At 66.3% G+C, this 25,786-nt stretch carries 17 protein-coding genes; 15 read left to right on the forward strand and 2 right to left on the reverse strand.

Annotated features, from left to right (window positions below; translation table 11 throughout):
- The first annotated feature begins 188 nt into the window (after positions 1–188).
- From LCI23_RS12955 to LCI23_RS12965, 3 genes are read left to right on the forward strand one after another with little or no spacing between them, the layout of a single operon-like run.
- On the forward strand, positions 189–4,196 hold the full coding sequence (locus tag LCI23_RS12955) for an FAD/FMN-binding oxidoreductase (protein WP_224946864.1): 4,008 nt from the start codon (positions 189–191) through the stop codon (positions 4,194–4,196).
- Positions 4,193–4,630 carry an HIT family protein gene (locus LCI23_RS12960; RefSeq protein ID WP_224946865.1) on the forward strand — a complete coding sequence of 146 codons (438 nt, stop codon included), beginning with the start codon at positions 4,193–4,195 and terminating at the stop codon, positions 4,628–4,630. Before LCI23_RS12955 ends, LCI23_RS12960 begins: the two co-directional genes overlap by 4 nt.
- 10 nt (positions 4,631–4,640) lie before the next feature.
- Complete coding sequence (locus LCI23_RS12965; RefSeq protein WP_224946866.1) at positions 4,641–5,057, forward strand: gamma-butyrobetaine hydroxylase-like domain-containing protein; 417 nt, start codon at positions 4,641–4,643, stop codon at positions 5,055–5,057.
- Between the two features lie 125 nt (positions 5,058–5,182).
- Here LCI23_RS12965 and LCI23_RS12970 read toward each other — a convergent pair whose 3' ends face one another.
- The gene (locus tag LCI23_RS12970) at positions 5,183–5,389 is read right to left on the reverse strand and encodes a cold-shock protein (protein WP_224946867.1); all 207 of its coding nucleotides are present in this window, start codon (positions 5,387–5,389) and stop codon (positions 5,183–5,185) included.
- A 263-nt stretch (positions 5,390–5,652) separates the two neighbouring features.
- Here LCI23_RS12970 and ubiE point away from each other — a divergent pair, with 263 nt between their 5' ends.
- The 5 genes from ubiE to LCI23_RS12995 all read left to right on the forward strand — a co-directional run bounded on the left by ubiE (position 5,653) and on the right by LCI23_RS12995 (position 10,339).
- Complete coding sequence (ubiE, locus tag LCI23_RS12975; protein ID WP_224946868.1) at positions 5,653–6,387, forward strand: bifunctional demethylmenaquinone methyltransferase/2-methoxy-6-polyprenyl-1,4-benzoquinol methylase UbiE; 735 nt, start codon at positions 5,653–5,655, stop codon at positions 6,385–6,387.
- 10 nt (positions 6,388–6,397) lie between these two features.
- The gene (locus LCI23_RS12980; protein ID WP_224946869.1) at positions 6,398–7,390 is read left to right on the forward strand and encodes a Tim44 domain-containing protein; all 993 of its coding nucleotides are present in this window, start codon (positions 6,398–6,400) and stop codon (positions 7,388–7,390) included.
- Positions 7,391–7,507: 117 nt separating this feature from the next.
- Positions 7,508–8,158, forward strand: coding sequence for an SCP2 domain-containing protein (locus tag LCI23_RS12985; protein ID WP_224946870.1), 651 nt, complete (start codon positions 7,508–7,510; stop codon positions 8,156–8,158).
- Positions 8,158–9,738 (forward strand): ubiquinone biosynthesis regulatory protein kinase UbiB, encoded by a 1,581-nt coding sequence (ubiB, locus tag LCI23_RS12990; protein WP_224946871.1) that lies wholly within the window; start codon positions 8,158–8,160, stop codon positions 9,736–9,738. Before LCI23_RS12985 ends, ubiB begins: the two co-directional genes overlap by 1 nt.
- Entirely contained in the window at positions 9,728–10,339 is a 612-nt protein-coding gene (locus tag LCI23_RS12995; RefSeq protein WP_224946872.1) for a TPMT family class I SAM-dependent methyltransferase, read from the forward strand. The genes ubiB and LCI23_RS12995 overlap by 11 nt, the downstream gene beginning before the upstream one ends.
- A gap of 29 nt (positions 10,340–10,368) precedes the next feature.
- On the opposite strand, the gene LCI23_RS13000 is transcribed toward LCI23_RS12995, so the two are convergent.
- A complete protein-coding gene (locus LCI23_RS13000) occupies positions 10,369–19,077 on the reverse strand; it encodes a DUF4214 domain-containing protein (protein ID WP_224946873.1) in 8,709 nt (2,902 codons plus the stop codon).
- A gap of 724 nt (positions 19,078–19,801) precedes the next feature.
- Here LCI23_RS13000 and LCI23_RS13005 point away from each other — a divergent pair.
- The 7 genes from LCI23_RS13005 to LCI23_RS13035 all read left to right on the forward strand — a co-directional run bounded on the left by LCI23_RS13005 (position 19,802) and on the right by LCI23_RS13035 (position 25,641).
- Positions 19,802–20,122 (forward strand): FmdB family zinc ribbon protein, encoded by a 321-nt coding sequence (locus tag LCI23_RS13005; RefSeq protein WP_224946874.1) that lies wholly within the window; start codon positions 19,802–19,804, stop codon positions 20,120–20,122.
- 67 nt (positions 20,123–20,189) lie between these two features.
- Positions 20,190–20,777 (forward strand): DUF502 domain-containing protein, encoded by a 588-nt coding sequence (locus tag LCI23_RS13010; protein ID WP_224946875.1) that lies wholly within the window; start codon positions 20,190–20,192, stop codon positions 20,775–20,777.
- 34 nt (positions 20,778–20,811) lie between these two features.
- Positions 20,812–22,614 carry an aspartate--tRNA ligase gene (gene aspS / locus LCI23_RS13015; protein ID WP_224946876.1) on the forward strand — a complete coding sequence of 601 codons (1,803 nt, stop codon included), beginning with the start codon at positions 20,812–20,814 and terminating at the stop codon, positions 22,612–22,614.
- A 106-nt stretch (positions 22,615–22,720) separates the two neighbouring features.
- Positions 22,721–23,173: a dihydroneopterin triphosphate diphosphatase gene (gene nudB, locus LCI23_RS13020; RefSeq protein WP_224946877.1), complete on the forward strand. Its 453-nt coding sequence runs from the start codon at positions 22,721–22,723 to the stop codon at positions 23,171–23,173.
- Positions 23,174–23,231: 58 nt separating this feature from the next.
- Positions 23,232–24,059 carry an endonuclease/exonuclease/phosphatase family protein gene (locus tag LCI23_RS13025; protein ID WP_224946878.1) on the forward strand — a complete coding sequence of 276 codons (828 nt, stop codon included), beginning with the start codon at positions 23,232–23,234 and terminating at the stop codon, positions 24,057–24,059.
- Positions 24,060–24,069: 10 nt separating this feature from the next.
- Entirely contained in the window at positions 24,070–25,230 is a 1,161-nt protein-coding gene (gene clsB / locus LCI23_RS13030; protein WP_224946879.1) for a cardiolipin synthase ClsB, read from the forward strand.
- Positions 25,231–25,248: 18 nt separating this feature from the next.
- The gene (locus LCI23_RS13035) at positions 25,249–25,641 is read left to right on the forward strand and encodes an RNA-binding S4 domain-containing protein (RefSeq protein WP_224946880.1); all 393 of its coding nucleotides are present in this window, start codon (positions 25,249–25,251) and stop codon (positions 25,639–25,641) included.
- Positions 25,642–25,786 lie beyond the last annotated feature (145 nt).

A 25,786-nucleotide genomic window follows, 5' to 3' on the forward strand; every position in this document is an offset into this window, starting at 1 on the left:
TTCTGCCGCCAAGGGCAAAGGAACGATGCACGAAGGCGGGTTTGTGCAAAGGAAATTTTGTACTGACAGTGCTTGCCAGCATTTTCTTGCGCGGGTGCTTGTGCTTTTTGCTTCGGCGCCGGCATGGTGCATCGCAATAAGCTAGAATGAACGTCCTTCGGACCGGTCCGACCGACGCTAGGCAATCCATGAACGCGCCCGTACACATCCATACCCTGCTCGCCGACAACGCTCCCGCGCGCCTGCGCGAAATCCCGTACAACTACACCTCGTTCTCCGATCGCGAAATCGTGATCCGCCTGCTGGGTGAGTCGTCCTGGCGCCTGCTCGACGCGCTGCGCGGGGCGCGCCAGACCGGCCGTTCGGCGCGCATGCTGTACGAAGTGCTGGGCGACATCTGGGTAGTGCGCCGCAATCCCTACCTGCAGGACGACCTGCTGGACAACCCGAAGCGGCGCCAGAAGCTCATCGACGCGCTGCACCACCGCCTGGCCGAAGTCGACAGGCGCCGCCTGACGGTCGATGCGGCCGACGGCGACGGCCAGGGCGCCGCCGCGCGCAGCGCCGCGGTCGAACAGCTGCTGGCCAGCGCGCGCCAGGCGGTGGACGATTTCGCGCGCGAATTCCGCGAGACCTACGACCTGCGCAAGCGCGCGAAGCAGGTGCTGGGCGCCTATACCGACAAGCGCAACATCCGCTTCGACGGCATGCACCGCGTGTCGCACGTCACCGACGCCACCGACTGGCGCGTCGAATACCCCTTCCTGGTGCTGGTGCCGGACAGCGAGGAAGAGATGGCCGGCCTGGTGAAGGGCTGCATCGAACTGGGACTGACCATCATCCCGCGCGGCGGCGGCACTGGCTATACCGGTGGCGCGATTCCGCTGACGCCGATGTCGGCCGTGATCAACACCGAAAAGCTGATTCAGCTGGGCGAGGTCGAGATGACGCGCCTGCCAGGCGTGGACCGTGAGTACGCCACCATCCATACCGGCGCCGGCGTGGTGACCCAGCGCGTCTCGCAGGCCGCCGAAAAGGCCGGCTTCGTGTTCGCGGTGGACCCGACCTCGGCCCACGCTTCCTGCATTGGCGGGAACATCGCGATGAACGCGGGCGGCAAGAAGGCTGTCCTGTGGGGCACGGCGCTCGACAACCTGGCCTCGTGGCGGATGGTCGATCCGAACGGCGACTGGCTCGAAGTCACGCGCATGGACCACAACCTGTCCAAGATCCACGACGCGCCGGTGGCCACCTTCAAGCTCGAATGGACCCATCCGGCTACGCGCGGCGCGACCAAAGGCGAGCCCTTCCGTACCGAGACCCTGACGATCGAAGGCAAGCGCTTCCGCAAGGAAGGCCTGGGCAAGGACGTCACCGACAAATTCCTGGCCGGCCTGCCGGGTATCCAGAAAGAGGGCACCGACGGCCTGATCACCTCGGCGCGCTGGATCCTGCACAAGATGCCGAAGTTCACCCGCACCGTGGCGCTGGAATTCTTCGGCCAGGCGCGCGATGCGATTCCGTCGATCGTCGAAATCAAGGATTACCTCGACAGCCTGCCGAAGAACGGCGACCCGGCCTTTGCCACGCTGCGCCTGGCCGGCCTGGAGCACCTGGACGAGCGCTACCTGCGCGCGGTCGGCTACGCCACCAAATCCAAGCGCGGCGTGCTGCCCAAGATGGCGCTGTTCGGGGACATCGTCGGCGACGACGAGAACGCGGTGGCCATCGCCGCCTCGGAAGTGGTGCGCCTGGCGAACACCCGGGTCGGCGAAGGTTTCGTCGCCGTGAGCCCGGAAGCGCGCAAGAAATTCTGGCTCGACCGTGCCCGCACCGCGGCGATCGCGCGCCATACCAACGCCTTCAAGATCAACGAAGACGTGGTGATTCCCCTCAACCGCATGGGCGAGTACACGGACGGCATCGAGCGCATCAACGTCGAGCTGTCGATCAAGAACAAGCTGCAGCTGGCCGGCGAGCTGCGCACCTATCTCGCGCAGGAGCACCTGCCGATCGAGAAGAGCGACGACGCCACCGGTGATACGGTGGACCGCGCCGAGATCCTGGGCGACCGCCCGCAGCAGGCGGTGGCGCAGGTAGCGCAGGTACAGGCGCGCTGGAGCTTCATCCTCGCCAACCTGGATGCACCGCTGCGCGACGTGCGCGGCAAGCTCGATGAGCTGGGACTCGACCACCTGAGCGCGACGCTGGACGGTCGCATCGGCAGCCAGCCGGCGGCAACCCTGTTCGACGTGGTGCAGGACCATACGATCCGCGTCTCGTGGAAGCAGGAACTGCGCGCGCCGCTGCGCCAGATCTTCAACGGCGCGGCCTACAAGTGCATCCTCGACGAGTGTTCGGCCATCCACAAGCGCGTGCTGCGTTCGCGCGTGTTCGTGGCCCTGCACATGCACGCCGGCGACGGCAACGTGCACACCAACCTGCCGGTGAACTCGGACGACTACGCGATGCTGCAGGACGCCCACCAGGCCGTCGAGCGCATCATGAAACTCGCCCGTTCGCTGGACGGCGTGATCTCGGGCGAGCACGGCATCGGCATCACCAAGCTCGAGTTCCTCACCGACGACGAGATCCGCGAGTTCCGCGACTACAAGGAGCGCGTCGATCCGGAAGGCCGCTTCAACAAGGGCAAGCTGCTCCATACGACGGCGGTGTCGGCCGACCTGCGCAACGCCTACACGCCGTCGTTCGGCCTGATGGGCCACGAATCGCTCATCATGCAGCAGAGCGATATCGGCGACATCGCCAACAGCATCAAGGACTGCCTGCGCTGCGGCAAGTGCAAGCCGGTCTGCACCACCCACGTGCCGCAGGCGAACCTGCTGTATTCGCCGCGCGACAAGATCCTGGCCACTTCGGCCCTGATCGAGGCTTTCCTGTACGAGGAGCAGACCCGGCGCGGCGTCTCGATCCGGCATTGGGAAGAATTCGAGGACGTGTCCGACCACTGCACCGTGTGCCACAAGTGCGTCACGCCGTGCCCGGTGAACATCGACTTCGGCGACGTCTCGATGAACATGCGTAACCTGCTGCGCAAGATGGACAAGCGCAGCTTCAAGCCGGCCAACCGGGCCGCCATGTTCTTCCTGAACGCGACCGACCCGACCACCATCAACGCCACCCGCAAGCTGATGGTCGACTGGGGTTACAAAGCCCAGCGCCTGGGCAACCAGATGCTGCGCGGCCTGGCCAAGCCGCAGGTGGAAGCGCCGCCCCCGACCACCGGCAAGGCGCCCGTGCGCGAGCAGGTGATCCACTTCATCAACAAGAAAATGCCGGGCAACCTGCCCAAGAAGACCGCGCGCGCCCTGCTCGACATCGAGGACGACAAGGTCATCCCGATCATCCGCGACCCGAAGAAGACCACGGCCGACACCGAGGCCGTGTTCTACTTCCCCGGCTGCGGTTCGGAGCGCCTGTTCTCGCAGGTGGGCCTGGCCACCCAGGCCATGCTGTGGGAAGTGGGGGTGCAGACCGTGCTGCCGCCGGGCTATTTGTGTTGCGGCTACCCCCAACGGGGCGCCGGACAGTATGACAAAGCCGAAAAGATGGTGACGGACAACCGCGTGCTGTTCCACCGCATGGCCAATACGCTGAACTACCTCGACATCAAGACGGTCGTGGTGTCGTGCGGAACCTGCTACGACTCGCTGGCGAACTACGAGTTCGACAAGATCTTCCCGGGCTGCCGCCTCATCGACATCCACGAATACCTGATGGAAAAAGGGGTGAAGCTGGAAGGCGTGAGCGGCACCCGCTACATGTACCACGATCCCTGCCACACGCCGATGAAGATGCAGGACGCGCTCAAGACCGTGAACGCGCTGGTCTCGACCTTCGATAACGTGAAGATCGAGAAGAACGAGCGCTGCTGCGGCGAGTCCGGCACCTTCGCCGTGAGCCGCCCGGACATCGCGACCCAGGTGCGCTCGCGCAAGCAAGCCGAGATGGAGCAGGGCGCGGACAAGCTGCGCGCGGACGGCTTCGACGGCCAGGTCAAGGTGCTCACCAGCTGCCCGTCCTGCCTGCAGGGCCTGTCGCGCTACAATCACGACGCCGGCACGACGGCCGACTACATCGTGGTCGAGATGGCGCGCCACCTGCTGGGAGAAAACTGGATGCCCGACTACGTGGCGCGCGCCAACAACGGCGGGATCGAAAGGGTGCTGGTATGAAGGAAGTGTTGCGGGAGCCCGGCTGCGAACTGTGCGAGCTGGCCGTGCCCGTGGTATGGCAGGGAGAAAAATTCAGCGTCATCCTGGTCGACGATGTGGCTTACCCGGGCTTTTGCCGCGTGATCTGGCGCGAGCACGTGCGCGAGATGAGCGACCTGGCGCAGGCCGACCGGCTGCTGCTGAACGATGCCGTCTACCGGGTCGAACAGGCGATGCGTGAAATCATGCAGCCGCTGAAGGTCAACGTGGCCAGCCTCGGCAACGTGGTGCCGCACCTGCACTGGCACGTCATTCCGCGCTATGCGGACGATGCGCATTTCCCGGCGCCCGTATGGGCCCAGGCCGTGCGCCAGACCGATGCGGCGGCGCTGGCCGCGCGCCGCGCGCTGCTGCCGGCGCTGTCCGCCGCGATCGCCCACCGTTTCCAGGAATAAGAGGAGCCCCATGCACAACCCAACCGACATCGCCGTGCGCCAGAAATCGCGCGTACTGGAGATCGCCTTCGACGATGGCACCCGCTTTGCGATACCCTTCGAGCTGATGCGCGTCTATTCTCCCTCGGCCGAGGTGAAGGGCCATGGCCCGGGCCAGGAAGTCCTCCAGCTCGGCAAGCGCGAGGTTGGCATCCAGGGCGTGGAGCCGGTCGGGAACTATGCGATCAAGCCCCTGTTCGACGACGGCCACGAGAGCGGCATCTTCACCTGGGATTATCTCTACAAGCTGGGCAGCGAGCAGGATGCGCTGTGGGGCCAGTACCTCGAGCGCCTGCATGCGGCCGGCTACGAAGGCGACAGGGGGCGCGACCCCGGCACCATGATGCCGGGAGCGGCGCCCGCATCCGGCTGCGGCCACCGCCACTGACCCAGGGTGCGCGGCTGCGCCCTGGGCGCGTTCGGCGCCCCTTTCAGCAGCGCCAGAAAACAAAAAGGCACGTCGACGACGTGCCTTTCGCATTTGCCCTCCCGTGGAAGGCAGGCCCTGGCGAATCAGGCCTGTGGCTGGATGTTCGCTGCCTGCTTGCCTTTCGGGCCGGCAGTGATGTCGAAGCTCACGCGCTGGTTTTCAGCGAGCGACTTGAAGCCTTGTGCATTGATGGCCGAGAAGTGTGCAAACACGTCTTCGCCGCCGCCGTCCGGGGTGATGAAGCCGAAACCTTTTGCATCGTTAAACCACTTTACAGTGCCAGTCGCCATGGTAATTCCCTCTCGAAGTTTGTCTGTTTTATTGCGTTGTCGGCGCAACCAGGAGGTTCGGGACCAGCGGCGTGCTCAACATTGCAAAAATGATTATAAACACTAATTTTCAAAAGTGAAGCGGGAAATCAATCGTGCATGGCACTTTTTTGCAGCATGTTAGGCGTACGCCGTTCTGGCTGTCGCTGGCATCGCGGCCGGGGCCGGCGCGTGACACATGGCCGAGCTTGTATAATGTGACAACCCCTCATCCGCAGGCACATATGACCAATACCACCCACTTCGGCTACAAGACCGTCGCCGAGGACCAGAAGGTCCAGGAAGTCGCGAAGGTCTTCCATTCTGTCGCATCGAAATACGACGTCATGAACGACCTGATGTCGGCCGGCCTGCACCGGGCCTGGAAACTGTTCACGATCGCCCAGGCGGGCGTGCGGCCCGGCTTCAAGGTACTCGACATCGCCGGCGGCACCGGCGACCTGGCCAAGGCCTTCGCGAAACAGGCCGGACGCACGGGCGAAGTCTGGCTCACCGACATCAACGAGTCGATGCTGCGCGTGGGCCGGGACAGACTATTGAATAAGGGCCTGGTGACCCCAACTCTGTTGTGCGACGCCGAGAAGCTGCCTTTCCCGGACAATTACTTCGACCGCGTCAGCGTGGCTTTCGGGCTGCGCAACATGACGCACAAGGACCAGGCGCTGGCCGAGATGCGCCGCGTGCTCAAGCCCGGCGGCAAGCTCCTGGTGCTGGAATTCTCGAAGGTGATCGCGCCGCTGCAAAAGCCTTATGACCTGTATTCGTTCTCGGTGCTGCCGTGGCTGGGGCAGAAGATCGCCGGCGACGCCGAGAGCTATCGCTACCTGGCGGAATCGATCCGCATGCATCCGGACCAGGAAACCCTAAGGGCGATGATGCTCGATGCGGGCCTGGAGCGGGTCCAGTATCACAACCTGACGGCCGGTGTGGCGGCACTGCATACCGGTATCAAACTGTAAGGAAGCAGAGATGAAAAAAATCGTGGCAACGATGGTACTGGCAGTCACCGCGCTGTCGATGGTCGCCGAGGCCAGCGCGCGCCCGATGGGTGGCAAGCGCTCCTTCGGCCGCCAGTCGCAGCCGGTGAAGCAGATGCAGGCGCCAGCCCCCGCCCCGACGCCGGGCATGCAGCCGCAGCGCGCACCGGCGGCGGCGCCGGCCGCCGCCGGTGCCGCCGGTGCCGCCGCCGCGCAGGCCAAGCGTCCAAGCATGTGGAAGGGCATCCTCGGCGGCGCCCTGCTGGGCCTGGGCCTGGGCGCGCTGCTGTCGCACTTCGGCATCGGCGGCGCGCTGGCCAGCGCCATCTCGGCGATCCTGATGATCGGCCTGTTGGCCCTGGCGGTGCTGTTCGTGGTGCGCATGCTGCGCCGCAAGGACACCCCGGCCAATCCATCCTTCGGCGGCTATGCCAATCCGGTGCCGGCCGGCGCCGCGCCGCATGGCCATGCGGGCGCGGTGGCGACGCCGGAAATCGGCTCCGCCCTGCGCCAGCCGTCCGCATTCCAGGGCCAGCCAGGGCAGGGCGGCGTCTCGCTCGGCAAGCCGGGCGCGGTACCGGCGGCAGCGGCCGCGCACAGCCAGTGGGGCGTGCCGTCCGACTTCGACCAGGACGCCTTCCTGCGCCATGCGAAAGCCTCGTTCATCCGCATGCAGGCCGCCTGGGACCGCGGCGACACCCAGGACCTGCGCGAATTCACCACGCCCGAGGTCTTTGCCGAACTCAAGCTGCAGATCCAGGAGCGCAACGGCGCCAGCGACTTCACCGACGTGGTGACGATCGACGCCCAGCTGCTGGGCATCGAGACCACCGCCACCGATTACCTGGCCAGCGTGCAGTTCAACGGCATGATCCGCACCGCCCCGAACGCGCCGGCCGAGCCCTTCGTGGAAGTCTGGAACATGTCGAAACCCCTGTCGGGCCAGGGTGGCTGGGTGCTGGCCGGTATCCAGCAGATTGCTTGATCGCTGGGTAATTATTTTTCGGTAAAGCTTCGTGCTGCCGGGTTTGTGACTGGCAAACTGGTAAGATCGAACCGCCCGACCTAGCCGGGCGGTTTTTTTTCATTAACGTGTGCTGCCATGTTCCCGAGTTCCACCATGCTGGCGACGCCCGCCGTCGCCGCGATCAATCATCTGCTGGCCCAGGAAGCCTGGGCGCGCGCCGCGCTGGCGCGCCATGCCGGCAAGCTGGCCTGCATCGACCTGGGCCAGTTCGCGCTGCGCGTGCGCGTGGCGCGCGACGGCATGCTGGAAGCCGCCGGCGGGGAAGAGACCGCCAGCGTGAGCATCCGCCTCAAGCTGGCCGACCTGCCCCTGCTCCTGCAGAACCGCGAGCGGGCTTTTTCCTACGTCAAGATCGAGGGTGACGCCGAGTTCGCCAACACCCTGTCGACGCTGTCGAAAGACTTGCGCTGGGATGCCGAGTACGACCTTGAGCGCGTGCTGGGACCGCTCGGCGCGCGCCGCCTGGTGGGTGGTGCGCGCGGCGCGGCCGAGGGCGTGCTGGGCGGCGGCCGACGGCTGGCCGGGAACCTGGCCGAATTTCTGCTGGAAGAGCGCCCGGTGCTGGTGCGGCCGGCGGCCGTGGACGAATTCGCGGCCGACGTCGTGCGCCTGCGCGACGACGTCGAGCGCGCCGCCAAGCGCATCGCCCGCCTCGAGCAGCGACTGGCACCTGCACCTGCACCTGCACCTGCACCAGCAAGCGTGATACTGAGTCCGGATAACTGATGATATTGAAATTCCTGCGCCTGCTGAAAATCCTTGCCGTCGCGACCAAGTACGGTCTCGACGAAATCGCCGTCACCAGCCTGCACGCGCCGCGCACCGCGCGCTTCATGAACACGGTGTTCTTCTGGCGCCGCATCACCTCGCCGCGCGCGATCCGCCTGCGCCAGGCACTGGAAGAGCTCGGCCCGATCTTCATCAAGTTCGGCCAGGTGCTGTCGACCCGGCGCGACCTGATGCCGCCCGACATCGCCGACGAGCTGTCGCTGCTGCAGGACCGGGTGCCGCCCTTCGATTCGGACCTGGCGATCGCCCAGATCACCGAAGCCCTGGGCGCCCATCCCGACCAGCTGTTCGCCAGCTTCGACCGGGTGCCGGTGGCCTCGGCCTCGATCGCGCAGGTGCACTTCGCCACGCTGAAGGACGGCACCGAGGTGGCGGTCAAGGTGCTGCGTCCCGGCATGCGCAAGACCATCGACGAAGACCTGGCGCTGATGGACATGGCCGCCCGCCTGATCGAGAAGGTATGGGCCGAGAGCCGCCGCCTGAAGCCGCGCGAAGTGGTCGCCGAATTCGACAAGTACCTGCACGACGAGCTCGACCTGATGCGCGAAGCGGCCAACGCCAGCCAGCTGCGCCGCAACTTCGCCAACTCGAACCTGCTGATGGTGCCGGAAATGTACTGGGACTATTGCTCGAGCAGCGTGATCGTGATGGAGCGCATGCGCGGCATCCCGGTGTCGCAGATCGACCGCCTGGCGGCCGAGGGCGTCGACCTCAAAAAGCTCTCGAGCGATGGCGTCGAGATCTTTTTCACGCAGGTTTTCCGCGACGGCTTCTTCCATGCCGACATGCACCCGGGGAACATCCTGGTGTCGGTGGAGAAGGAAACCTTTGGCCGCTACATCGCGCTCGACTTCGGCATCGTGGGCACCCTGAACGACTTCGACAAGGACTACCTGTCGCAGAACTTCCTGGCCTTCTTCCGGCGCGACTACAAGCGGGTGGCCGAGGCCCACATCGAATCGGGCTGGGCGCCGCGCGATACCCGCGTCGACGAGCTGGAATCGGCGGTGCGCGCCTGCTGCGAGCCGATCTTCGACCGGCCCCTGAAGGACATTTCCTTCGGCCAGATCCTGCTGCGCCTGTTCCAGACCTCGCGCCGCTTCAATGTCGAGGTACAGCCGCAGCTCGTGCTGCTGCAGAAGACCCTGCTCAACATCGAGGGACTGGGACGCCAGCTCGATCCCGACCTCGATTTGTGGAAGACGGCCAAGCCTTACCTGGAGCGCTGGATGAGCGAACAGGTCGGCTGGCAGGGCCTGGTCGAGCGCCTGCGCGCGGAAGCGCCGCGCTACGCCCATATCTTCCCGCAACTGCCGCGCCTGCTGCACCAGACGCTCGAGCGCCACGCCCACTCGAGCATGACGACGCAGAATGGCCATCAGGTCGCCAACGCCGACCTGATGGTGGCGCTGCTGGTCGAGCAGCGCCGCACCAACCGCCTGCTGGCCTTCCTGGGCGCGGTGGTGGTGCTGGTGGGCAGCCTGACGGCCGGCTATTTCGTGCTGCATGGCGGCTGATCCACCCGGCTTTGCCAGCCGCGATCCGCTCAGTCCGCAATTCTGGGACGAGCGTTTCGCCCGTTCTTTCACTCCCTGGGACCGGGGCGGCGTGCCGCAGGCGTTGCGCGACTTCGTGGCGCGCAACCCGGCGCCGCTGTCCACCCTGATTCCCGGCTGCGGCAGCGCCTACGAGCTGGCCTTCCTGTGCGCAGCCGGCTGGGATGCGCTCGCGATCGATTTCGCACCCGAGGCGGTGGCGCGCGGCAGGGCGCTGGCGGGCCAGTGGGGCGCGCGCGTGGTGCAGGCGGATTTCTTCGCCTGGCAGCCGTCGCAGGCGCCCGGCTTCATCTACGAGTGCGCCTTCCTGTGCGCACTGCCGCCGGCCATGCGGGCGCAGCTGGCGGCGCGCTGGGCCGCCTTGCTGCCGCCGGGCGCCCTGCTGGGCGGCTTCTTCTTTTTTGACCAAACGGTAAAAGGCCCGCCTTTCGGCATCGACAGGGCAGGGCTGGCGGCCTTGCTGGCGCCTTGCTTCGATCCCGTCGAGGATGCGCCGGTGGCGGATTCCATTCCGATCTTTGCCGGCAAGGAGCGCTGGATGCTCTGGCGGCGCCGCGCCTAGCCGGCGTCATGCGCCGCCACGGCGCGGCATCAGAAGGTATCGATCGTGGTCGATATCGTCCCGACCAGGCCGATCTTCTCGGCCGATTCCGCAAACCCCACCAGGACCTCGGCGCGGGTGCCCATGCCGCGGTCGAGCACCTCGGTCCAGTACGCGAGTTCCGCCACGCTTGCCGAGCGTCCCAGGCCGACCTGGTACAGGTGCGCCACGAAGGCCGCGTTGCTGGCCTGGCCAAGGCGCTGCTGCGCCTCCGTCGACTGCAGGAAGTTGTCGGCGATCTCGCGCATGCCGAGCCCGGCCTCGGCGCAGCCGAGCCAGAAGTTGATGCCGTCCTCGTCCACCTGGCGTCCGAACATCGTGCTGTACAGGCGTACCAGCATGGCGACATCGCTGCCGTTGAACGAGACGTCGGCCGCTTCCATGCCGGCTGCCGCGAAACGCAGGGTTTCGACGTTGGCGATGGTGTCGGCGCCGGCGCTAGCCTGGGCGCGGTGGCTCAGGACCAGGTTGCCCTGCGCGATCCGCATGCTGTAGTCGGCCAGGCTGGCGCCGGCCAGGCGCACGGTATCTTGGCCGCTGCCCCCGTCGAGGTAGTTGGTGCCGGTGCCGCCGAAGAGCAGGTCGTTGCCTTCGTCGCCGAAGATGCGGCTGTTGCCGCCCGTGCTGCCGAGGATATCGTCGCCGCCTCCCCCATGCAGGATGCCGTTGCCGGTGCCCAGCATGATGCTCTGGCTGGCGCCGTCGCCCCATACCGCCTGCGCACCGTTGCCCGTCACCGTGGCTGCGCCGACGATGGCCGCGAACGCGACGTCCTGCAGGGCGATGGCCGTGCCGGCGGACAGGGCGCGGGTGTCGATCACCAGCGCCGCCAGGGGCGCGTCCGGCGCGTGCGGCGTGCCGGCGATGACGAGCGGGGTGGCGCCGGCTTGCGCGGAACTGGCCGGCCGCAGGGTCTGTACCAGCAGCGGCGCGTCGGATGCGATCCCGGACAGGAAATCGCTACCGCCGCCGACCATGTTCAGCTGGTCGCGCGAGCCGGTCTCGGTGTGCAGGGTGATCTCGCGGATCAGGTCCGTCAGCGAGGCGCCGGCGGCTTTCGGTGCGCCGTCGCCGATCACCTGCAAGCCGTAGCCGACCGGCAGCTGTGCGCTCAGCACGGGTTGGCCGCCACGGGATGCCAGCGGGATGTCGGCCACCGTGTTGTTGCCGACCTGTTCGTGACGGGTGTCGATGACGATCGGGATATCCAGCAGGCGCGCGCTGCTGCCATCGGGCTGGTCGACGGTGCCGATCCGGATCTCGACGCCGTCCACGGTGTCGTGCACGACCGGCGGCCGCTCGTCCACATCCGTGACCGCCACCGTCAGCATCTGGCTGGCGCTGCCGCTGGCATCGGTGGCCGTGACCTCGACCAGGTAGCTGTTGTCGCGTGCCTGGCCGCCGGGGATTTCGAAGTCGGGCGCGGCAGCGAAGCGCAGTGCTCCGCTCAAGGCATCGATCGTAAACAGGGCGGCGTCGGCGCCGCCGCTGATCGAATAGGTGACGGAGCCGAACGCTTCCGCCCGCACGGTGGTGACGGCCGTCGTGTTTTCCTGCACGCTGGCGTGCGCCGTCGCCAGTCCACCGTCGCTGGTGATCACGGGGGCCATCACGGCGACGCCGCCCGGATCGGTGATGCTGCCGTTGACCAGGCCGTCACTGTCGAAGATGCCGCCGTCGACCAGCTCGAAGGTGATCCTGGTCTTGCTGCCCACCGTCGTGACCGATTTGGCCAGGTTGGTCCACTTGCCGCTGATGTCCTGCTTGAAGTAGCTGTTGACCTTGAGCGCAGCGTCGACGTAGATGCTGATCTCGACCGCTGCTCCCAGCACCACGTTGCCGATCGTGAAGTCGAACACGCCGAGCGGCAGCTTGACGTTACGTGGCAGGCCGCCCGGGGCGGGCGCACTGCTGACCGCGCTCAGCGTCAGGCCGGGATCGACCGCCAGGGTGGCATACGGCGCGCCGCCGACCACGGTGGGCAGCGATGCCACATTGATCTGGGCACTGTCGGCAATGCCGTCGCCGTTGCCATCGCCCGCCGTGCCGAATGCGCCCGGCACCGCGTCCTCGATCGAGTTCGGGCGGCCGTCGTTGTCCAGGTCGCTGTCGTCGCGGTCGGCGGTGCCGTCGCCGTCGAGGTCCGCGAGCACGCTGATGCGCAGTGCCTGGGTGTCGATGCCGCCCTTGCCATCGCTGACCTTCACGTCGACTTCGTACACGTTGTCGCGGCCGGCATCGGCCGGCTGACCGAACACCGGGGCGGTGCGCAAGCGCAGCACGCCGGTGCTGCCGTCGATGTCGAACAGGGCGCTGTCCGCGCCGCCGATGATGCTGTACGAGAGCGCGTCGCCGTCCGGGTCGCTGGCCGTCACGGTAGCCACCACGGCCTGCCTCTCGGCCATGGCGATCTCGGCGCTCGTTCCGCCGCCCCGGTTGGTAATCACCGGTGCCGCGTTGAATACCACATTGAAGGCCCCGAGGTTGGCATTGGCCGCCATGGCATTGCCAGCCAGGTCGACGACCTGTCCGCCGGCCAGGCCGATGGTCCAGCTGCCGGCATGCTGGCTGGCGGACCAGCCCGCAGCCGGCGCTGCGATGGTGTAGGTGGCGATGCCGGTCTGCGAGTCGAAGCTCGCGCCCAGCACGGCGAGCGTGCCAACCGTGCCGGGACCGGTGACGACCAGGTCGCCCGCGCCCAGGCTGGCGGCGTCGATGCCCGCGGATGCATCCGCAAGCGCAAGGCCGATGGTGAAGCTGTCGTTCCCGCCCGGTTGGTTCAGGGTCGGGCGCAGCACCGGGCCGGCGGTGGGCGCGACGGTATCGATGCGCAGCGGCGCCGCGTTGGTGCCGGCCGCACTGAGATTGCCCGCCTGGTCGGTCTGGCGCAGCCGCAAGGCGCCCGCGGCGTACAGGCCGTCGGCCAGCGTGAAGCTGGTGCCGCTGCCGGCGCTCCAGCTGGCGCCGCCATCAAGGCTGTACTCCCAGCCGGCGGCGTCCGGCGCCAGGCTCACGTCGACCGTGGCATTCCTGGTGACGCCATCGCTGGCGCTGGCGCCGGTGTCGAGGGCCAGTGCAAAGCCCGGGGCCGAAACGGCCGTGTCGACCGTGATCGGCGCCGCATTGGCGGCGGCGGCGCCCAGGTTGCCGGCGATATCGGTCTGGCGCACCTGGACCGCTCCGGCCGCGTAGGTGCTTGCGGCGAGCGTGAAGCTGGTGCCGCTGCCGGCGTTCCAGCTGGTGCCGCCATCAAGGCTGTACTCCCAGCTGGCGGCGTCCAGCGCCAGGCTCACATCGACCGTGGCCGCGTTGGTGATGCCGTCGCTGGCGCTGGCGCCGGTGTCGAGCGCCAGTGCGAACGCCGGCATGCCCACGCTGGTGTCCACGGTCAGCGCCGTGCCGCTGGCCGTGCTTGCGCTCAGGTTGCCGGCGATATCGGTCTGGCGTACCTGGATCGCGCCTGCGGCATAGCTGCCTGCGGCCAGCGTGAAGCTGGTGCCGCTGCCGGCGCTCCAGCTGGCGCCGCCATCAAGGCTGTCCTCCCAGCTGGCGGCGTCAAGCGCCAGGCTCACGTCGAACGTGGCCTCCCTGGTGATGCCGTCGGTGGCACTGGCGCCGGTATCGACGGCCAGGACGGAGCCCGGTGCAGCGACGTTCGTGTCGACCGTGACCGGCGCCGCGTTGGTGGCGGCGGCGCTCAGGTTGCCGGCGATATCGGTCTGGCGCACCTGGATCGCACCGGCCGCGTAGGTGCTTGCGGCCAGCGTGAAGCTGGTGCCGCTGCCGACGTTCCAGCTGGCGCCGCCATCGGTGCTGTACTCCCAGCCAGCGGCATCCAGGGCCAGGCTCACGGCGACCGTGGCATTCCGGGTGACGCCATCGCTGGCGCTGGCGCCGGTGTCGAGGGCCAGTGCAAAGCCCGGGGCCGAAACGGCCGTGTCGACCGTGATCGGCGCAGCGTTGGCGGCGGCGGCGCCCAGGTTGCCGGCGATATCGGTCTGGCGCACCTGGACCGAACCGGCGGCGTAGGTGCTTGCGGCGAGCGTGAAGCTGGTGCCGCTGCCGGCGTTCCAGCTGGCGCCGCCATCGGTGCTGTACTCCCAGCCAGCGGCATCCAGGGCCAGGCTCACGGCGACCGTGGCATTCCGGGTGACGCCATCGCTGGCGCTGGCGCCGGTGTCGAGGGCCAGTGCAAAGCCCGGGGCCGAAACGGCCGTGTCGACCGTGATCGGCGCCGCGTTGGCGGCGGCGGCGCCCAGGTTGCCGGCGATATCGGTCTGGCGCACCTGGACCGAACCGGCGGCGTAGGTGCTTGCGGCGAGCGTGAAGCTGGTGCCGCTGCCGGCGTTCCAGCTGGCGCCGCCATCAAGGCTGTATTCCCAGCTGGCGGCGTCCAGCGCCAGGCTCACGTCGACCGTGGCCGCGTTGGTGATGCCGTCGCTGGCGCTGGCGCCGGTGTCAAGCGCCAGTGCGAACGCCGGCATGCCCACGCTGGTATCCACGGTCAGCGCCGTGCCGCTGGCCGTGCTTGCGCTCAGGTTGCCGGCGATATCGGTCTGGCGTACCTGGATCGCGCCTGCGGGATAGCTGCCTGCCGCCAGCGTGAAGCTGGTGCCGCTACCGGCGCTCCAGCTGGCGCCGCCATCGGTGGAGTACTCCCAGCTGGCGGCGTCAAGCGCCAGCGTGAGCTGTACCGTCGTATCGCGGGTGATGCCGTCGCTGCTGCCGGTGCCGGTATCGGCGGGCAGGATGAGTACCGGGGCCGCAACGGCGGTGTCGACCGTAATGGCCGTCGCATTCGTGGCCGCCGGGCTCAGGTTGCCGGCGATATCGGTCTGGCGTACCTGGATCGAACCGGCCAGGTAGCTGCCTGCCGCCAGCGTGAAGCTGGTGCCGCTGCCGGCGTTCCAGCTGGCGCCGCCATCGGTGCTGTATTCCCAGCCGGCGGCGTCGAGCGCCAGCGTGAGCTGGACCGTCGTATCGCGGGTGATGCCGTCGCTGCCGCTGGTGCCGGTATCGGCGGGCAGGGTGAGGACCGGCGCCGCAACGGCGGTGTCGACCGTGATGGCCGCCGCATTCGCGGCCGCCGCGCTCAGGTTGCCGGCGATATCGCTCTGGCGCACCTGGATCGCGCCGGCGGCGTAGCTGGCGGCCGCCAGCTTGAAGCTGGTGCCGCTGCCGGCGTTCCAGCTGGCGCCGCCATCGGTGCTGTATTCCCAGCTGGCGGCGTCAAGCGCCAGCGTGAGCTGGACCGTCGCATCGCGGGTAATGCCGTCGCTGGTACTGCTACCGGTATCGGCGGGCAGGGTGAGTGCCGGGGCCGCAACGGCGGTGTCGACCGTGATGGCTGCCACGTTGGTGGCGGCGGCGCTCAGGTTGCCGGCCACGTCGGTCTGGCGCGCCCGGATCGTTCCGGCCGCATAGGTATTGGCTCCCAGCGTAAAGCTGCTGCCGCTGCCGGCGTTCCAGCTGGTGCCGCCATCGGTGCTGTATTCCCAGCTGGCGGCATCAGCAGCCAGGCTCACGTTGACCGTGGCGTTCCTGGTGACGCCGTCGCTGGCGCTGGCACCCGTGTCAGCAGCCAGCGCCAGCGTTGGCGCCGGCACCTGGAGATCGACCGTGATCGCGGCGCCGTTCTGCGCCGCTGCGCTGAGATTGCCGGCGTGGTCGGTCTGGCGCACCAGGACGCTGCCGGCGGCATAGGCGCCTTGCGCCAGCACGAAACTGGTGCCGCTGCCGGCGTGCCAGTCGGCGCCGCCGTTGCTGCTGTATTCCCAGCTTGCCATCTCGGCCGCGAGGGTGACGTTGATGGTGCCGGCGGCCGTCACGCCATCGGTGGCGCTGGCGCCGGTGTCGCTGGCCAGGGTCAGCGATGGCATGGCCACGCTGTTATCCATGACGAAGCTCTGGTTGGCGCCGGTCGGACTGGTGTCGAGCAGGGCGTTGCCGCCGCTGTCGCGGATGTCCTGCGCGGGCGCGAAGCCGAGCGAGACGGTCGCGCCATCGAGACCGGCCAGGTCGCCGCCGGCCACGGTCACGTAGTAGCTGGACCCGTCGATGGCGTCGACCCGGGTAACGGAAGCGGTGCTGCCGTGTACCCGGAGATCGGCCGCAGCGAGCGCGACCGCCTCGCTGAAGCTCAGCTTGAAGCGCAGCGTGTCGGCGTTGGTTTGGCTGGCCAGCGGCGTGGCGCGCTCGATCGCGGTCAGCAAAGGAGACTGGGTGTCGCCCGACAGCGTGAGCGTGTTGCTTGCCAGGTTGGCCTGCTGATCGGCATTCGTGAACTTGCCTGCTGCCACCGACAGCGACACCGTCAAGGACTGGGCGGCGTCGGGCGTGAACAGGGCGGTGTACACCTTGTCGTCCAGCGGATCGGCGCTCAAGCTGCCCAGCGAGCCGCCGCTCGCCTGCACGTCGAGCGCGTCGAAGCCGTGCGGCTTCTGGCTGAAGGTAAAAGTGATCGTGACGCCCTGGCCGGCCTTGAGGGCGCCAGGAGTGGCGGAGATCGTCAGCGTCGGCGGGGCCGAGATGGTGGTGAAGTCGAAGCTTGTGTTGTCCGCAATGCCGGCAAAGGCGTTGTTCGACAGGTCGGTCACGGCGCCCTGGTCGATCCGGATCGCGTAGGCGGTGCTGTAGGCGAGCGTTGCGCTTGGATTGAGCGTGAGCGTATTGCCCGCAATGCTGACCTGTCCGTTGCCCGTGCCCTGTGCGCTTGCGACATCGAAGGCTTCGACCACCGTCCCGGTGCCGACATGGATCAGCTGGATCTTGCCCGTGCCGAATTTGATGGCCTCGTTAAAGCTCAGCTGGGGCGACACGTCCGTCGCCACGGCGGTGGCATTGTCGTGTGGCGTGAGCGCCTGCAGCACGGGCGGGTCGGTATCGGCGCCCGTCATCGAGAAGCTCACCGGCGTCGAGACGCCGCCGTCGCCATCGCCCAAGGTGAGGCTGAAGACGCGTGTCCCTGCCGACGGCGCGGTATAGGTGAGGTTCTGGAGCAGGTAGCTGAGATAGGAAACGTTGGCGTTCGGATGGAAGTCGATACGCAGCGACCCCGGCGTGGGGATGCTGATCGTGCCCACTTCGGCCATGCCGGGCAGGCCGGCTCCGCCCCAGGCCGCCAGGTCGACGTACAGCTTCTCGCCGGCGGACAGGATGCCATCGGCCGACGCCTGGTCGGTGCCTGCCATGACGATGCTCATGTCGGTGACGAAACGGCCGTCGGTATTGCCGCTGTTCTGGGTAATGAGCAGGTAGCCGCCAGCGAAATCGGCGGAGTCCGGGTCGCTCACCGAGACGTTGTCGGGCGTGATGTAGGCGAGGTCGGTCACCGGATCGGCGCTGCCAGGAACAAATTGTCCCTCGTAGCCGTGGAGGTTGACGAGGATAGGCCTGTCGTTCACGCCATTGACGGTGACGGTCAGGGTGGCGCTGCCCGAGCTGCCTTCGGCATCGGTCGCGGTGACGGTGAAGCTTTCGGTCCTGTTCGCGGCCAGGGCGTCGATGGCCCCGTTGTTCGGGACGTAGGCGTACGCGCCATCACTGCTGCGCAGGTAGAGGGTGCCATAGGCACCGGCCTTCGACAGGTTGTAGGTGATGCCGTTGACGACCTGGTTGCCGGCCTGGCCGCCCGTGATGCCATAGGCAAGTACGGCTTTGTCGTCCGTGGCGCTCAAGCTGCCGGTCCTGGTGGGGAGCGTGTCGGGGGCGGCCGTATCGGTGTAGCTCAGCGCTGCCGGAGCGGCAAGCACGGGCGGCGTGTTGAGCGGTTCGAAGAAGGTGGTGCCCCACGGCGTGATGGTCGTGTCGTACGAACCGCCGTTGGCAGGGAAATTCTCGACCCACAACACGCCCCCGTCGGGCGCCCCGGTGGCCGTGCTATACGTGCCCGCCTTTGCCGTCGTTTCGGCCAGGATGGTGCCGGACTTGTTGACGATGACGGCGCGTGAAACGGTTCCGCCCATGTCGTTGGCGTCGGTCAGCAGGAAATTGCCGTTGGCGAGCACCTCTGCCTTCGGCGAGAATTTCGACAAGAAATTGCCGATCCGAACTGGCGAGCCGGTCACGCCGGCCGACGAAGCCTTGATCGCGTACACCTCGTCCGTGATGTGGGTGGTATAGAAGAACCAGAAATCGGTGCCGTCGAACACCATGTCGCCCTCCAGTCCGGTGGCCTGGAGGACCGTGCCCGCACTCGTCTGCACGCCGGTGCTGCTGACGTAGGTGAGTGCCATCCCGTCATAGACGCTGTTGCCCTTCCTGGCCGCGTACAGGAAGCCGCCGCTGCCATCACCCGCGGCTTCCACCCTGATGATACCGTTGATGCCCGATAACAGCTGGGCCGACTGGCCCGGCATTGCCGCACCGTTCAGGTCGTAGCGGGTGTAATAGTGCCTTTGGTCGGTGTCGTTGAACCAGGTAACGAGGAAGCCGCCATCCTTCAGGTCGGCAACGTCGAAATAGCGTGCGTACCCGCCAGCGGCAGGCAGGGCGATATCGCCCGACACCGCCTGGCCATTACTGTCGAATAAGCGGAAATGGGGAGGGGTATAGGGAGGGTTGCCATCGCCCCGATCGTCCACCACCACCACGAACCGGTCCTGGCCGACGGCGGCGATTTTCACTTCCACACCAGTCATGTCGGCCGTGAAGCTCAAGGGCACCGTCGTCATGGCGCCGCCTTGCGCGGTCAAGGTCACGAAATAATTCTTGTCGCCACCAAGATAGTCATTCCACAGGACGACGGATTTATTTCCGTTGCCAAGCAAGATGCTGCCGAACACAGCACTATCAATGCCGGCGGAATTCTCCACCGGTTTAGCGGTGCCCAGCGATAGGGAAGCGGATTGGCCGGACATGGATTGGGTGAACAGATCGCTTGGCATAGGAAGAGGATGGGCTGGTGAAGGGGGGCGACACGGTGGCTTGTTGCGCCAAGTAAAAACTATAGCTTTGGCGCAAGTTTGACCACAAGAAATTCCGTCTCTACATGACTTTCATCGCGAAGATTATTCCGCGCGCATAGTTGCGCTGCAAAAAAGTGACGATTGAAAGGAATAAATGTCCTGGCGCGCTGCTTGTCAACGTCTTGACCAAAAGAAAAAGCCCGCATCAGCGGGCTCCCAAGTACAGCGTTCTTTTACGGACCAGCGGCGGTGCAGCACCGCGCAATCTTCTGTTTCTTCTTAACTATGGGCAGCAGAACTTGCCTACCGCCATCATGTTCGGAGAAAAATGCTATTTAATCACCCAGGGTGTAACTTGAGCAAATGAAACTCTTGCGATCGATGAAGAAAAACAACACCTGACACCCTGCCATGTGCCAGTTAGCTGCCGATCGGCCACCCGGTGCCGCTGGAACCGGCAAGCCTGCTCGCAAAAGCTTTATAATTCAGGGTTTTGAAGATTTTTGCGGAGTATCAGATGCCGATCTACGCCTACCGCTGCGATGAATGCGGTTTTACCAAAGATGTGCTGCAAAAAATTTCTGACCCCGTCTTGAGCGTGTGCCCGTCCTGCGGCAAGGATGCCTTCAAAAAACAGGTGACCGCCGCCGGCTTCCAGCTGAAGGGAACGGGGTGGTACGTGACGGACTTCCGCGGCGGCACGCCGCCTGCCACTGGTAGCGCCGCCGCCAATGCGGCGCCGGCAGCCCCGGCAGCGGCCGCCGACAGCGGCAGCGCGGCCAGCGCGCCAGCCCCGGCCGCGACGCCAGCGGCGTCCGGCGACAAGAGCGCAAGCTGATCGGGGCGGGCATGTTTCATGACGTTGCGGCCCTGGGCCGCGGCGTGAACAAGAACAAGAGAATTCGATGCGCAAATATTTCCTGACCGGCTTGCTGGTCCTGGTACCCCTGGTGATCACGGTCTGGGTGCTGAGCGCGATCATCAGCACGCTGGACCAGTCGCTGCTGTTCGTGCCGGAATCCTGGACGCCGCAGGCCATGTTCGGCCGTAACATCCCGGGCGTGGGCGCGGTGCTGACGCTCGCCATCGTCTTCCTCACCGGCCTGCTGACAAACAACCTGGTCGGCCGCTACATCGTCCGCCTGGGCGACCGCATCATGAAGCGGATTCCCGTGGTCAGCTCGCTGTACGGCAGCGTCAAGCAGGTGTCCGACACGCTGTTCTCCTCTTCGGGCAACGCCTTCCGTACCCCGGTGCTGATTCCTTATCCGCACGCGGATTCCTATACCATCGCCTTCCTGACCGGCGTGCCGGGCGGCGACGTGAAGAACCACCTGGTGGGCGATTACGTCAGCGTGTACGTGCCGACCACCCCGAACCCGACCTCGGGCTTCTTCCTGATGATGGAACGCAGCAAGGTCGTGGAACTGAACATGTCCGTGGACGCGGCACTCAAGCACATCGTTTCGATGGGCGTTGTCGCTCCCGAGTAAATCACAACGAATCAACCAACCTGGAACGAAAACCATGACCTCCATGCGTACCAACTACTGCGGCCTCGTCACCGAGGAACTGCTGGGCCAAACCGTCAGCCTGTGCGGCTGGGTGCACCGTCGCCGCGACCACGGCGGCGTGATCTTCATCGACCTGCGCGACCGCGAAGGCCTGGTGCAGGTGGTCTGCCACCCGGACAACGCCGAGGTGTTCAAGGCCGCCGAGCACGTGCGCAACGAGTACTGCCTGCGCATCACCGGCACCGTGGTGAACCGCCTGGAAGGCACGGCCAACGCCAACCTGAAGTCCGGTAGAATCGAGATCAACACCTCCCAGCTCGAAGTGCTGAACGCCTCGGTGCCGGTGCCGTTCCAGCTGGACGACGACAACCTGTCGGAAACCACCCGCCTGACCCACCGCGTGCTCGACCTGCGCCGCAACCAGATGCAGCACAACCTGCGCCTGCGCTACAAGGTGTCGATGGAAGTGCGCAAGTACCTCGACAACCTGGGCTTCATCGACATCGAAACCCCGATGCTGACCAAGTCGACCCCGGAAGGCGCCCGCGACTATCTCGTCCCGTCGCGCGTCAACCCGGGCAACTTCTTCGCGCTGCCGCAGTCGCCGCAGCTGTTCAAGCAGCTGCTGATGGTCGCCAACTTCGACCGCTACTACCAGATCACCAAGTGCTTCCGCGACGAAGACCTGCGCGCCGACCGCCAGCCGGAATTCACCCAGATCGACTGCGAGACCTCGTTCCTGACCGAGCAGGAAATCCGTGACCTGTTCGAAGACATGATGCGCGTCGTCTTCAAGAACGCGGCCGGCATCGACCTGCCGAACCCGTTCCCGGTGATGGACTTCGCCACCGCCATGGGCTCCTACGGTTCGGACAAGCCGGACATGCGCGTGAAGCTGCAGTTCACCGAACTGACCGAGCTGATGAAGTCGGTCGAGTTCAAGGTGTTCAACAGCGCCGCCAACATGCCGGGCGGCCGCGTGGTCGGCCTGCGCGTGCCGCAGGGCGCATCGATGCCGCGTTCGGAAATCGACGCCTACACCCAGTTCGTCGCCATCTACGGCGCCAAGGGCCTGGCCTACATCAAGGTCAACGAAAAGGCCAAGGGCCGTGACGGCCTGCAGTCGCCGATCGTCAAGAACATCTCGGACGAAGTCCTCACCCAGATCCTGGAGCTCACCAAGGCCGAAGACGGCGACCTGATCTTCTTCGGCGCCGACAAGGCCAAGGTCGTCAACGATGCGATCGGCGCGCTGCGCGTGAAGATCGGCCACTCGGAATTCGGCAAGAAGGCCGGCCTGTTCGACGACGTCTGGGCGCCGCTGTGGGTCATCGACTTCCCGATGTTCGAGTACGACGAAGACGGCGATCGCTGGAACGCCACCCACCACCCGTTCACCGCACCGAAGGACGGCCACGAAGACATGCTCGAGACGAATCCGGGCGCCTGCGTCGCCAAGGCCTACGACATGGTCCTGAACGGCTGGGAACTGGGCGGCGGCTCGATCCGTATCCACCGCGAAGAAGTCCAGAGCAAGGTGTTCCGCGCGCTGAAGATCGACGCCGAGGAAGCCCAGCTCAAATTCGGCTTCCTGCTCGACGCCCTGCAGTACGGCGCGCCGCCGCACGGTGGCCTGGCCTTCGGCCTGGATCGCCTGATCACCCTGATGACCGGCTCCGAATCGATCCGCGACGTGATCGCCTTCCCGAAGACCCAGCGTGCCCAGTGCCTCTTGACCAACGCGCCGTCGGAAGTCGACGAGAAGCAGCTGAAGGAACTGCACATCCGCCTGCGCAACGAGCCGAAAGTCGCCTAAGCGGCGGGCCGGCTCGTCTCCGTGCCACTGGCACGGATGACCCACGCGTTCGACGCACGCGGGCGCGGCCATATAATGGCTGCGCCCGCGTTTGTTTTATCTGCCCATGCCCCATAAAATTCCCGAATCGGTCCTGGTCCTCATCCACACCTCTGACATGGAGGTCTTGCTCATCGAACGCGCCGACCGTCCGGGCTTCTGGCAATCCGTCACCGGCTCGCTCGACGCGCTGGACGAGCCGCTGATCGAGACGGCGGCTCGCGAACTGTTCGAGGAAACCGGCATCGTGGCCGACGGCGATACCATCCGCCTGCACGACTGGCAGCTCTCGAACGTCTATGAAATCTACCCGGTCTGGCGCCACCGCTACGCGCCGGGCGTCACCCACAACACCGAGCACGTGTTCTCGGTGTGCGTCCCGCGCGACATCCCGGTCACCCTGAGCCCGCGCGAGCACACGCAATACGCCTGGCTGCCCTGGCTGGAGGCGGCCGACCGCTGCTTCTCGTCCTCGAACGCCGAAGCCATCCTGCAGTTGCCAAGGCATATTGCTCCCTGAGCGCACGATTGGGTCCGGTTGCGCAAGGGGCAGGGCGCGATGTTGTTAGAATGTTCCCATGAAGATTCGTGTGGCTACCTATAACATCCACAAGGGCGTGAGTTCGCTGCGCAGCCAGCCGCGCGTGATCGCGCTGAAGAAAGCGATCGCCGAGTTCAACGCCGACATCGTCTTCCTGCAGGAAGTGCAGGGCCGGCATGACCGCTTCCAGGCGCGCTATGGCAAGGAAGGCCTGGCGCACCGCCACTGGCCGGAAACGGCCCAGTACGACTATTTCAAGAACGAGAAGCACCACAGCGCCTATGGCATGAACGCCGTGTACGACCATGGCCACCACGGCAATGCCTTGCTGAGCGCCTTCCCGATCGAGAACTCGCACAACCACGACGTGTCCGACCATGCCTACGAGCAGCGCGGCATCCTGCACTGCGTGCTCAACACCCAGGCCGGCAGGATCCACTGTTATGTGGTGCACCTGGGCCTGTTCGAAGGCAGCCGCGGCCGACAGGCCGATGCCCTGATCGCGCACGTCAACGGCTCGTCCGACGGCGAGCCGGTGATCATCGCCGGCGACTTCAACGACTGGCGCAACACCCTGAGCGATCGCCTGCGCAACGCGCTCGGCGTGGCCGAGGTGTTCGACGAGCTGGGGCCGAAGTCGCCACTGGGCGACATGGTGCGCAGCTGGGCCGGCCGCGCGCCGCCCCCGCATCGCCAGCCGCGCCTGGCGCCGGCGCGCACCTTCCCGGCCATGCTGCCCTGGTTCCGCCTCGACCGCATCTATGTGCGCGGCTTCAAGATCGATAATGCCCAGGTGATGCACGGTGCGCTGTGGGCCAAGCTGTCCGACCACGCCCCGATCGTGGCCGAACTGCAGCTGACCTAGACGTCGCGCCATGCGCCACGTCACCTTCGTCGACAACAACGAAGTCACCCTGCTGGAAAGCGGCACCGCCTACTTTCCGGCACTGGTCGCCGCGCTCGACGCGGCGCGCTACGACGTCCTGTTCGAAACCTATATCTTCGCCGAGGATCCCACCGGCCTCGAAGTACGCGACGCGCTGGTGCGCGCGGCCCGGCGTGGCGTGAAGGTGCGCGTGCTGGTCGACTGGATCGGTACCGAGCACCGTCCGGCCCAGCGCCTGGGCACCGCGTTGATGGAAGCAGGCGTGCAGTACCGCGTCTTCAATCCCTGGTGCCGGCGCGGCATCGCGCGCTCGCACCGCAAGATCGTGGTGGTCGACCGCGAGCTCGCCTTCGTGGGCGGCATCAACATCAACGACGACTGGCAGTGCGACCACGCCGACAAGCACCGGCTGCCCGCGCCGCGCTGGGATTTCACGGTACAGGTACGCGGCCCGCTGGTGACCGAGATCCACGACGAGGCCCAGGGCCAGTGGCTGCGGGCGGGACGCCTGAAGCTCAGGCAGCGCATCGAGCTGTTCAAGGAAATGCGCAAGGAGCCCGCGCAGTCCTGCGAATTCCCGGCCAAGGCCGCCTTCGTGGTGCGCGACAACCTGCGCAACCGCGGCACCATCCAGCGCGCCTACCTGCAGGCCCTGGGGCGCGCGAAGGACAGCGTGCTGCTGGCCACCCCATACTTTGCCCCTGGCCGCAAGTTCCGCAAGGCGCTGGCCCATGCGGCGCGGCGCGGCGTGCGGGTCACCTTGCTCATCGGGGTAGGGGAGTTCGTCATCCAGGACATGGTGGCTCACTCCTTCTATCCCAAGCTGCTGGCCGACGGCATCAAGGTGGTCGAGTACCGCAAGACCCAGCTGCATGCCAAGGTCGCGGTGGTCGACGACGACTGGGCCACGGTCGGCTCCAGCAACTGCGATGGCCTGTCGCTGTTCCTGAACCAGGAAGCCAACGTGGTGGTGCTGGACGAGCGCTTCGCGGCCACCATGCGCGAGCACATCGAGCGCGGCATCGCGGACGGCGTACCGGTCCGCCCCGAGGATTACGCCGGCATCGGCTGGATCCGGCGTGCGAGCTACGGGTTGGCCTACATGGTGTATAAACTGGTGATGCGGATCTTTGCGATCGGTTACGCATGAATGGAAAGCAAGGACAGGATGGCAGACAAGGAAGACAACAACGTACGCATCGACAAATGGCTGTGGGCGGCGCGATTCTTTAAAACGCGTTCGATGGCGACCGATGCGATCGACCGTGGCCGGGTGCGGATCGACGGCGAGCCGATCAAGCCTTCGCGCAACGTCAAGGTGAACGACAGGCTGGTCATCGACAACGGCTCCGACCGCTGGGAAGTGATCGTGGCCGCGCTCTCCGACAAGCGCGGCCCGGCGCCGGTCGCACGGTCCCTGTATTTCGAGACCGACGAGAGCATCGCCAGGCGCGAGAACGACAAGACAGCGCGCCGCCTGTTCCCGGAACCGAGCCTGGACATCAAGGGCCGCCCGACCAAGCGCGATCGCCGCGCGATCACCCGCATCTCCGACGAGTGAGTGCGCCGGCCGCGGTAGTGGCCGTATTTTAGTTTGCAATTTCTGGCGGGAATGTAAAATGCCCGTTCCCGGCCGCAAGGCTCCCGGTCGGGCATCACCGTGGGCTGCGCCTGGGTCGATGTCCCGGCAGCTCCTGATGATCATT

The organism is Massilia sp. MS-15 (assembly GCF_020176695.1).
In the GTDB taxonomy this organism is placed as follows: domain Bacteria; phylum Pseudomonadota; class Gammaproteobacteria; order Burkholderiales; family Burkholderiaceae_D; genus Telluria; species Telluria hydrophila.